The sequence below is a fragment of the Granulicella sp. S156 genome (assembly GCF_009766105.1).
Taxonomy (GTDB): domain Bacteria; phylum Acidobacteriota; class Terriglobia; order Terriglobales; family Acidobacteriaceae; genus Granulicella.
In genome coordinates, this window is the sequence record NZ_LMUH01000003.1 from 43,256 (window position 1) to 54,406 (window position 11,151).

At 58.9% G+C, this 11,151-nt stretch carries 7 protein-coding genes; 5 read left to right on the forward strand and 2 right to left on the reverse strand.

Translation table 11 applies throughout. The features are described 5' to 3' along the window. Positions 1–110 precede the first annotated feature (110 nt). Positions 111–1,517, forward strand: a complete 1,407-nt coding sequence (locus tag GSQ91_RS01920; protein ID WP_158819574.1) for an Nramp family divalent metal transporter — start codon at positions 111–113, stop codon at positions 1,515–1,517. 79 nt (positions 1,518–1,596) lie between these two features. Here GSQ91_RS01920 and GSQ91_RS01925 read toward each other — a convergent pair whose 3' ends face one another. Continuing rightward, positions 1,597–2,874: a YXWGXW repeat-containing protein gene (locus GSQ91_RS01925; RefSeq protein WP_158819575.1), complete on the reverse strand. Its 1,278-nt coding sequence runs from the start codon at positions 2,872–2,874 to the stop codon at positions 1,597–1,599. A gap of 184 nt (positions 2,875–3,058) precedes the next feature. After that, positions 3,059–4,633, reverse strand: coding sequence for a hypothetical protein (locus GSQ91_RS25630; RefSeq protein ID WP_254064318.1), 1,575 nt, complete (start codon positions 4,631–4,633; stop codon positions 3,059–3,061). A gap of 379 nt (positions 4,634–5,012) precedes the next feature. Between GSQ91_RS25630 and GSQ91_RS01935 the strand changes: the two genes are divergently transcribed. The 4 genes from GSQ91_RS01935 to GSQ91_RS25635 all read left to right on the forward strand — a co-directional run. Beyond that, the gene (locus tag GSQ91_RS01935; RefSeq protein ID WP_158819576.1) at positions 5,013–7,916 is read left to right on the forward strand and encodes an aconitate hydratase; all 2,904 of its coding nucleotides are present in this window, start codon (positions 5,013–5,015) and stop codon (positions 7,914–7,916) included. Positions 7,917–8,477: 561 nt separating this feature from the next. Continuing rightward, positions 8,478–9,290, forward strand: coding sequence for an indole-3-glycerol phosphate synthase TrpC (gene trpC / locus GSQ91_RS01940; protein WP_158819577.1), 813 nt, complete (start codon positions 8,478–8,480; stop codon positions 9,288–9,290). 32 nt (positions 9,291–9,322) lie between these two features. Beyond that, a complete protein-coding gene (locus GSQ91_RS01945; RefSeq protein WP_158819578.1) occupies positions 9,323–10,015 on the forward strand; it encodes a phosphoribosylanthranilate isomerase in 693 nt (230 codons plus the stop codon). A gap of 920 nt (positions 10,016–10,935) precedes the next feature. After that, a partial coding sequence (locus GSQ91_RS25635) for a hypothetical protein (RefSeq protein WP_216845021.1) occupies positions 10,936–11,151 on the forward strand: 216 nt, incomplete at its 3' end.

Below are 11,151 nucleotides of genomic sequence, written 5' to 3' on the forward strand. Positions count from 1 at the left end.
ACGCCTGAATGTTTCCCCTGTAAAAGAACTGCCCATCAGTTTTTGTGGCAAAGTGTGGCGGAATGGGTGTTTCGTCGCAGCATTTTTAGGCTAGACTAAATTTAGTCGAAATGCCAGAATTGCATGCCAATCCGTCCGGTGTCAGCGAAAATATGTCGTTTGCACCCGATAGCGCCGTAGAGGAGGTTGTACTGTCGCCGGCCTCCGTGGCCGCAATGACGCCTGGCGGCAAAGGGCGCAACGCCTTCCGCAGCAACCAGATATGGAGCTACTTCGGTCCGGCGTTCGTGGCGTCGGTTGCCTATATCGATCCGGGCAACTTCGCCACCAATATCCTTGGTGGAAGCCAGTTCGGCTACCGTCTTTTGTGGGTCTTGCTGTGGTCGAACATCATGGCGATTCTCATTCAATACCTCTCGGCGAAGCTCGGCATCGTGACCGGCCTGACGCTGCCCCAGAACTGCCGCAAGCACTTCGGCAAGGGAACGAGCATCGGCCTGTGGCTCTGCGCCGAGGTCTCTGCCGTTGCGACCGACCTGGCCGAGTTTCTGGGCGCGGCCATTGGCCTGGACCTTCTGATCGGGCCCGCACTACAGGCGCATGGGTTCTCCCCGACGGGTTCACTGTTTCTAGCGGCAACGATCGCCACGGTCGCGGTCTTCGCAATTCTGGCACTCGATCTGGCAGGTTTTCAGTGGCTGGAGCGCGGCATCATGGCCTTCGTTGGCGTTATCGGCCTGTGCTATGGCTTCGAGGTCTTCCTCGTGCATCCCGACTGGCACCGCGCCTTCGTTGCAACGATCCTGCCGACCTTCGATTCGCATGCGATGCGCGGCTCGATTTATGCGGCGGTTGGCATGCTGGGTGCGACCGTCATGCCGCACGTCATCTATCTACACTCGGCACTGGTGCAGCCTCGGCTCAATGAGCTGCTTCCGCCGCCCCGGGATCCAAAGCCCAGCATCCTGCGGCAGTATCTGCACTTTGAGCTCATCGACGTCTTCGTTGCCATGAACGGGGCGTGGCTCATCAACTCCGCGATGATCGTGATGGCCGCAGTGGCACTCTTTCACGGTCCAAGCATCTCGCCCACGATTCAAGATGCGTACCATACACTCGGGCCGCTGCTGGGGCCCGCAGCGGCGATCGTCTTTGCGGTAGCGCTGCTGTGTTCCGGGCTCTCAAGTTCGACGGTCGGAGTCATGGCTGGACAGGTCATCATCGAGGGCTTCCTCGAGATCAAGTTCCCGATCTTTCTGCGCCGGTTCATCACTGTCGTTCCGGCGCTGATCGTCATCGGCGTAGGCTGGGACCCGCTGAAGATCCTCATTGGCTCGCAGGTGCTGCTGAGCTTTACGCTGCCCGCAGCGCTGATTCCGCTATTGCTGCTGACCAATCGCGAGAAGGTCATGGGAGAATTCAAGAGCGCGTTCCGCATGCGCGCAGCAGGTTGGACAGTGGCGACGGTTATCCTCGCACTTAACATGGTGCTGTTGTTGCAGTTGGCCATGGGATAACGATAGCTGCGAACACTGCAGGCAAAGAAAAACGGCATCAGCCCAGGGCTGATGCCGTTTTCCTTGCTTGCTACGAGTCTTAGCGCCTTTTCTCTTCGTGAGCTTGAGGTGCCGGGCGTGACTGCTGACGGGGTGCCGCGTGAGATTGCGGTGCGGCACGTTGCGGTTCGGCTCTCCGTTGTTGAGGTTGAGCGCGCTGCTGCTGGAAGTTGCGTTGCTCCTGCGGTTGTCGTTGTTGTTGGAAGCTGCGTTGCTGTTCCTGTGGCGCTCTCTGCTGCTGGACGTTACGTTGTTCCTGCGGCTGATTATGTTGGAAGTTGCGCTGTTCCTGTGCTTGGTTATGCTGTTGGACCTGTGATTGCGGGCCACGCATCGCATTGGAGGCACCAGGGCGATTGATCTCCGGCCGGTTTCCCGCGGCTCCGAAACCAGCTCGTGCAGCGGCGGGATGCTCAAATGCGGCCTGCGCTGGATGTCCCTGGTTTTGGTTGAAGAACTGCTGCCGGTTTTGTCCAGCCTGTTGGTGAAGCTCTCTCTGCTCCGCCCCCGGAGGCGTGTGCCGCTCACGCATCGCCTCGGACTCTGCCAGGGAGGGCCGTAGATTGATGCCGCCGCGCCCACCGTTGTAGCTCACGCGGTTGTAGTTGTTGACGGCTACAGTGCGGTTGTAGACGTTGTGGATGTTGACTTCGTTGATGCGATTGACGGAGCGGTTGTAGAAGAAGTTGTTACCGTGCCAATAGCCGCCCTCATAGCCGTGGCCGCCGTAGCCGAAGCCGTAGTTGACGCCGCCATAGAAGCCAATGTGCGGGCCCCAGTATCCGCCATGGAAGAGATAGCGGCCGCCGAAGAAGCCCCAGTAAGGAGGCGTCCAGAGCGCGCCGACGTAGGGTGCGGCTATCCAGACGCCGGGAACCCAGTAATAACCGGTGGGCGCGTAGCCCCAGTAGCCGGGGGTCCAGAGATCATTGGGGGCGGGCGCGGGAGGCTGCTGGTAGTCGGGCAGCGGTGGAGGAGGTTGGGTAGCCTGTTCTGTGGGGGCTGGAGCAGCTACCTGGTTATAATTCGTAGCCGTCAAAGCTCGAGCCGGGGCAGGAGCGCAGGGGACCGGAGCCGATTGCTGGGCTGGCTGCTGGTCTGAGGCCAAATTTTGCTGCTGGCTCTCATTGACCTGCTGGCTGTTGGGATCGACGGGAGCCAGATTGGCGGCGGCGGGGTCAGGACCTGAGTCGTTCGTCGTCGATACGATCGGCGCGGGGGTGTTTTTTTTGCATCCTGCGATTCCGGTCAGCGCTGCCAGCCCTATTACGGCAGCAAAAATGTAGGTACGTCCATTTTTCTCTTGAATGTCGAACATATGTATCTCCTGGTACGGCGTACTTCTGCTGAAACACAGGTACCGAAAATAAGATGCGGTAAATGCCCGTATAACCGTAAACCATCGTGAGTCGAACCCCGTCCAAGGGGAGCCAAGGTCAGTCTGGCCAAAGAAAAATGCCCGCAATGCTGCGGGCATTTTCTTTTAGCAGGTTAGCGACCAGTTATTTGGGGTGCTCTTCCTCACGGGGCGCTGGACGCGGAGCGGGTGCCGGGCGCTGTTGGGGTTGAGCACGCGGAGCGGGTGCTGGTCGCGCTTGAGGCTGCGCACGAGGAGCAGCCTCAGCGCGTGGCGCCGCTTCAGGGCGAGGTGCGGCCTCCTGGCGAGGAGCCGCGCGTTGCGGTTGAGGGCGTTGTACCTCGGGCTGGGCACGCTGTGGCTGCTGCACAGGCCTTTGCGGTGCTACCTGCGTATTGCGTGCTGGCTGCTGCAAATTGCGTTGCGGTTCGACAGGTCTCTGCGGCGTCACGTTGTTGCGTGACTGTACCGGTTGTGTTGGACGCACGTTGTTGTTGACCCCAGGCCGATTCACCTCTGGCCTGTTCACCGTTGGTTGGTTGACCCCAGGACGGTTACCCGCAGGCTGATTGATTCCTGGGCGATTTACCTCCGGACGGTTGACCCCCGGCTGGTTGACCCCTGGACGGTTAACTCCTGGTTGGTTGATCGCCGGACGGTTGATCACTGCAGGCCGGTTGGCGATGGCAGGTTGCGCGCCAGCGGGACGGGCGAAGGCTACCTGTGCCGGACGTCCGCGGTTGTTATTGAAGAACTGTTGCTTGTTTTGTGAAGCCTGCTGACGGATCTGTGCCTGAGCTGGCACGGCACCCACGTGGTTTTCGCGCATGGCTGCTACTTCGTAAGGCCGCGGCTGAACATTGATGCCGCCTCGTCCACCGTTGTAGCTCACACGGTTGTTGTTGTTGACGATCACGGTGCGGTTGTAAACGTTATGAATGTTGACGATGTTGATGCGATTAACCGAGCGGTTGTAATAGAAGTTGTTGCCGTTCCAGTAGCCGCCCTCGTAGCCGCTGCCAGTGTATCCATAGCCATAGTTGATGCCGCCATAGAAGCCGATATGCTGGCCCCAGTAGCCGCGGTTGAAGCGGTAGTGGCCGCCGAAGAAGCCCCAGTAGGGAGGCGTCCAGAGCGCGCCGTAGTAGGGCGGCGGGCACCATACACCCGGAACCCAGTAGTAGCCGCCAGAACCACCCCAGCCCCAGTAGCCGGGCGTCCACAGATAGTTGGGTTCGGGCGCCTCTGGCTGCTCATAGTCGGGCAGCGGTGGTGGAGGCTGGTCGGACTGGGCGACTGGCTCAGCGTCTTGCGAGTTGTCGTAAGGTTGCTGTGAATTGTCGTAGCCCTGCTGTGAGTTGTCGTAACCCTGTTGAATGGGAGCAGGGGCCTGCTGCTGGTCCTGCGGATAGCTCTGAGACTGCTGTTGCTGGTTATAAGAGGAGCTTGAGCTCATCACCTGGGTCGGTTGGCCGCCGCTAGACGAGCCATTGCTGGAACCGGTGTTAGAGGCGGTGTTGGAGCCATCCGCTGGTGCCTGGTTGGCGGCGGCCGGATCGGTACCGGTGTTGTTAGCGGCGTCACCACTATTCACAATAGGCGCCGGTGCTGTGTTGCTATGGCAGCCGTTTGCGCCGAGGGCAAGGCCGGCAGCAAGGCCGACCGCACCCAGGCTCCGCAGCCAATATTTTGTAGACAAGGTGGACAAATATGTCGTCATCGTTCCAATCTCCCGCGTTCCCCAAAATTTGCAGGGGCAGCCGCAACTGTATGAGATGCACAGGGATCATACAGCGTCTAGGTAAAACAACGCATCGCCTGCCAAAACTTCCCTCGAAAAAAAACGCTGCCCCGAGTAAAATGACTTCATGCCGAGTTGCGCTCATCTCAAGCGCTTTCGTCGTGGACGCCACGACCGCGGACGCACTCTCTAGCTGCCGCCGTTCTCTGCTACCCTCGATACGATTTACCGATTTCGTTGCCGCCATCGCATGCCGCCGTATACATGCGAAGCCGCGGCCCCAGTTGCTCGGGAGCTTCTTGCCAGTGTGCGCGAGTTCCCCAGCCTGTCCGCTACTCAGCTAAGGAGAAGCCCCGTTATGCCGAACACCACGCACCCCAATAGCTTCAATGCCGCCGCCACGCTCACCTCAGGCTCGCAGAAGGTCAGCTACTTCAGCCTGAAGGCGCTTGCGGACACCAATCTTGCGCGCCTGCCGTTTTCGCTGCGTATCTTGCTCGAAAATCTGCTGCGCTGCGAGGACGGCAAGACCGTTACCGCAGATGACATCCGCTTTCTTGCTGACTGGGATCCCAGGGCGGAGCCCTCGCGCGAGATCGCTTATATGCCTGCTCGCGTGCTGATGCAGGACTTTACCGGAGTACCCGCGATCGTCGATCTCGCTGCGATGCGCGACGCTATGAAGCAGCTTGGCGGCGACCCGGAGAAGATCAATCCGCTGCAGCCTGCCGAACTGGTCATCGACCATTCGGTACAGGTGGACGAGTACGGCACAGCCAACGCCTACGACTTGAACGCCGCGCTGGAGTTCACACGCAACCGTGAGCGCTACGCCTTCCTCAAGTGGGGCCAGACAGCCTTCCGCAACTTCTCTGCCGTGCCGCCGGGTATGGGCATCTGCCACCAGGTCAACCTGGAGTATCTGGCGCGCGTTGTCTTCACCACGCAGCCCGATGCCGAGGGCAACATTATGGCTTATCCCGACACGCTGGTCGGCACCGACTCGCACACTACGATGGTGAACGGTCTGGGCGTGCTGGGTTGGGGTGTTGGCGGCATTGAGGCCGAGGCTGCGATGCTGGGTCAGTCTGTCTCGATGCTCGTTCCGCAGGTCGTCGGCTTCAAGCTGACCGGCAAGCTGAAGGAAGGCGCTACTGCGACCGATCTCGTGCTGACTGTTACCGAGATGCTACGCAAGCTCGGCGTGGTGGGTAAGTTTGTCGAGTTCTATGGCCCTGGTATCAGCGAGCTTCCGCTGGCTGACCGCGCGACGATCGCCAATATGGCTCCTGAGTATGGAGCTACCTGCGGCATCTTCCCGGTCGACCAGGAGACATTGAAGTACCTGCACCTGACGGGCCGCAGCGAAGAACACATTGCGCTTACCGAAGCTTACTTCCGTGAGCAGGGCCTCTTCCACACGCCGGATGCGCATGAGGCTGAGTACTCCACGACACTCTCGCTGGATCTCGCAACGGTCGAGCCCAGTGTCGCCGGGCCGAAGCGCCCGCAGGACCGCGTTCTGCTCTCGCAGACGCCGGCGAGTTTCGCGCAGCAGTTGCCGGCACTGCAGGGACCGAACGCCAACCGCACCGTTGTACGCCAGATGGTGCGCTGGGAGGGGGAAGGCGGACTTGCATCGGCGAATGGCGATCTGATGAGTTCTCAGGGAGCACAACCGCCGGTGGTACCCGAGGCAGTCGCTGTGCTGACCACAACGCATGACGAGCCGGCAGTCCCGGGTGGTTCTGTCGCCGTTACCGAGACTGCCCACTCCGTTCAGGCGCGCTTTGGTGTCGATCCGGACAAGTACCTCGTCGATGGCTCGATCGTCATTGCCGCGATTACGAGCTGCACGAACACGAGCAATCCGTATGTGATGGTCGCCGCAGGGCTGCTGGCGAAGAAGGCTGTTGAGGCTGGCTTGAGCACACCGCCGTGGGTGAAGACCTCACTCGCGCCGGGTTCGCGTGTGGTGACCGACTACTACACACGCGCCGGCCTGTTGCAGTACCTCGACGTGCTGCGCTTCCAGGTTGTCGGTTACGGATGTACAACATGCATCGGTAACTCCGGTCCACTTCCCACGGATGTTTCGAAGGCCATTGAGGAGCATGGCCTGGTAGCTGTGTCGGTGCTGTCCGGCAACCGCAACTTTGAGGGTCGAATCTCGCCTGAGGTTCGTGCGAACTACCTGATGAGTCCTCCGCTGGTGGTGGCGTATGCGCTCGCAGGGCATATCTCGCATGACTTCGAAAAGGACCCGCTGGGTAAGGGGAAGAACGGCGAGCCTGTTTATCTGCGTGATATCTGGCCGTCGCAGAAGGAAGTTGCGGATACCGTCGCAAGCTGCATCGACTCGACAATGTTCCGCACGCAGTATGCGACCGTTACCGATGGCGACGCCAACTGGCAGAATCTGAAGTTCCCCTCAGGCAAAACGTATGGGTGGGAGGCCGATTCCACCTATATTCGCAAAGCCCCGTACTTCGACGGCATGCCCGCTACACCTGCACCCGTGGATGACATCCGCGATGCGCGTGTATTGGCGGTCCTCGGCGATTCGGTGACGACGGACCACATCTCCCCTGCTGGTTCGATCAAGCTCAATGGCCCGGCAGGGAAGTACCTGACCGATCACGGGGTAAAGCCCTCGGACTTTAACTCCTATGGCTCACGCCGCGGTAACCACGAGGTGATGGTGCGCGGGACATTTGCCAATGTCCGGCTGCGCAACAAGCTGGCTCCAGGCACCGAGGGCGGCGTCACACGGCTGCTGCCTGAAGGGACTGGGATGAGCATCTACGACGCTTCGGTCGAGTATGCCAAGCGTGCAACGCCTCTGGCGATTCTTGCAGGTAAGGAGTACGGGTCTGGATCCTCCAGAGACTGGGCGGCAAAGGGCCCACGCCTGCTGGGGATTCGCTTTGTCATCGCAGAGAGTTACGAGCGTATTCACCGGTCCAATCTGGTGGGTATGGGTATTCTTCCGTTGCAGTTCCAGGAGGGCGAGAACGTGGAAGGTCTTGGCCTGACGGGCGAGGAGATCTTTACGCTCGGCACGGCACCCGGCGACCTGAAGGCGATGCTCGACTCGAAGTTTGCCGATGGCAAGAAGCTGAGTGTCGTTGCGACTGCGGCTGACGGGAACAAGTTCCAGTTTTCCGTGACCGTCCGCATCGATACGCCGCAGGAGATCCTCTACTACCAGCACGGCGGGATTCTGCAATATGTGCTGCGCCAGTTGGCGGGGAAGGCGTAAAAGCAGGAAACAGGAAACAGCAAACAGGAAACAGCGAGTCTGTAGTTGGGGCTCGCTGTTTCGTTTTTGCCTCAGTGATGCCCTCAAGAATTGCGACAGGAATTAGCCCGGGTTTCTTGCCCGTATTGGCAAACGGCTCGCGGCTAAAGCCGGATTCTTGCCTGGTTTTCTTCCGTAGCCTAAAGGCTACGGCTCCGTCCGTCTCCCTGACGCTGAAGCATCAGGAAACGTGCTTCGCGCAATTTGAGACACGTCCTAGATGTATGAGATTATGGCTGGCATGGAAACAGATCGAGTGCTTCGCCTCGAGATGTGGGTGGGAAGACTCCTCATACTGTGCTGGGGCGTCTGGACCTTGTTTCACTGGCATAGGCCAGCAAACAGGATCACCGATATGTTTGTCGCTCTCGCTGGGATCGGATTCATTGTCATCTTGCGAGTTTTATTCAAGAGCCGAGGCCAAATCTCAAACTGACGCAGCACCCCGGTGCGGTCATATGACGGGGTTGTGGGTAGCATCCTGTTTCCGTTGGTAGCCCCCGCTGCCGTAGCATGTAAGAGATGGCTGCTACGACAGAACGCACAATGTACCTTCCCGAAATTCTCGCGCACACGCGTACCGTGGTTGCGGAGCGCAAGGCTGCGGCTGACCTGCGCGCGCTAGAGCAACAAGCTGAAGCCCACACTCTGCGCGGGTTTGCGAAGGCGTTGCGTGCGAAGGCGCAGCTGGGCCCGGCGATTATTGCGGAGTTGAAGAAGGCTTCACCCTCCAAGGGCCTTATCCGTACGGATTTTGATGCGGCAGTACTCGCGCCGCAGCTGGAGGCCGCGGGAGCGGCCGTGCTCTCCGTGCTTACGGATGAAAAATTCTTCCAGGGCTCGCTCGAGAACTTGCGCCGTGCCTCGGCTGCGGTAAAGATCCCGTGCCTGCGCAAGGACTTCATGGTCGACGAGTTCCAGATTCTCGAAGCTCGTGCGAACGCCGCCGATGCGATTCTGTTGATTGTCGCCGCGCTGACTGATGCTGAACTTCGTACGCTGCGCGACTCCGCGAAGCAGCATGGGCTGGATGTGTTGTGCGAGGTCCACGATAGAGAAGAGCTCGACCGCGCTCTGGCGCTCGACTGCGAGTGCGTCGGCGTAAACAGCCGCGATCTGCGCACATTTGAGGTTTCGCTCGACCGCGCGTGTGAGCTGGCTATGCACCTGCCTGCAAGCGCTGTGCGCGTGGCCGAGAGCGGCATCCACACCCTCGCCGACATGCAGCGCCTGCGCGCAGCGGGATATGAGGCTTTTCTCATCGGGGAGTCGCTCATGCGGAAACCGCATCCGGGCGAGGCGCTCACGCATCTGCTCTATGAAGCAGCCAAGTAGTCCGCACAGCTGTTTTTACCTGTTTACTGTTTATGTTCATCAAGATCTGTGCCAATACGAACCTCGCTGATGCCCAGCTTGCCATTGAACTGGGTGCGGATGCGGTTGGCTTCGTCTTCGCGCCCAGCAAGCGTCAGGTGACTGCGGAGCAGGTCGCGGAGATTACGCCCGAGCTGCCCGCTGGGGTAGAAAAGGTCGGTGTCTTTGCTACCGACGACCCCTATGAGGTGGAGCACTATGTGGCCTGTTCGGAGCTCACGGCAGCGCAACTGCACGGTGCTTTCGATCAGGAGATGGTGCAGGCTTTGTCGGCAGAGTTCGGTGGCGAACTGAAGATTATCCAGACCGTCGCCTACGAACTGAATCCTGCCGATCCTGCTGCATCGGATAAACGATTCGAGGCTGTGCTGCGGGCGGCCTTTGCAGAACCTGCCGTGTGGGCAGTGCTCCTGGACACGGCGAAGTCGGGCGCTTCAGGTGGGCTGGGTGTGGTGTTTGATTGGGAGCACGTTGCGGAGATACTGCAGCGTGCGTATCCGTCCTCAGGCGAGAGGCCTCGCGTGATTCTTGCGGGTGGCCTTCGGCCTGAGAATGTTGCGGAGGCTATTAAGGCGCTTCAGCCCTGGGGCGTGGATGTGGCTAGTGGGGTTGAGGCGACGCCTGGAAAAAAGGATCCTGAAAAGGTGCGAGCATTTATTGCGGCGGCTCGGGCTGCATCACGCTAAGGGTTAGATAGCGTGAACGGATCAATCCGCATTAATCTTCCAGAATAAAAATAAAGGCGCCTTAAATGGCAGGACCTGCCGTTTAGCAGGTCGAGTCTGTTTCCCGATTTTGAATCGCTTACGAGCGATGGACGCTGACAGTCCTAACATGCGCCTGAGGCGTGTGTGTATGGACAACCGGGGTATGATCATGCGCCACTGTGGGCGTGTGTGCGAAAGCTACAGTAGGGGCGAGTGCCAGGACTGCTGCAACGACGATGCGAAATGACTTGCTTTTCAATTGGCTTTTCATCTCAACACCTCCTAACTGCATATAGGACTCGCGAGCAAGGAAGAAGGATTCATAAATCGAAAAAGGTGGTTTCGTTTCCATGCAACCAATCGCCGAGTTATAAAGACAGGCAAAGAAGGACCACTGAGCATGCGTGCAATTCTGATGAAAATGGGAGAGATATCCATAAAAACTGATCTTGATCGATAACTGCTCCCAGGCTATGCTCTGCTCAGATATGTTTTTTCTCAGCTCAAAGACCATGCAAACGCAACGAAAGTCGTCGCAGATGTTGTTTGCGTGCGTGGGCGCCGGAGACTGAAAAGCAAAAGATTTTGAATCTTTCTACTTCTCTGAACTGGGAACCGATAAACCCGCCACCACCCGGCGGGTTTTCTTATGGGCCTGTCGGGTATTCACACCTGGAGCCTGATATGCATCCCTTTGTTCCGTTTACTTCTGACGATGAGATTTTGGAGATCGGTTATGGTCTGATGGATCGGACGTTGCCTAAAGCGGCATGGACTCATGCGGCTCATTTCGCGGCAGTGATCTGGCTGCTCGCAAAGGATACTCGACGACCTTTGTTTGTGACGTGCAATGAACTGATGGCCTCTCCGTTGGGTAGATCCGAGTGGCTTCTCACGTATTGGTCTCGGCCACGGTTGTTCTCGGTGGAGGCTCGCAGGGCATGGCTCGATCCCGATATCCAGACTTTGCCATTTCCAAGCAGCAGCAAAAAGCCTTGACGCAACGGGCGCAAAGAAAAAGCGCAAAGGTACGCGACGGCTTCCGTGGCGTACCTTTGCGCTTTTTCTTTGCGCCCGAGGCGTCAAGATTTTTGCTGCTCTATGCGATATTTGCC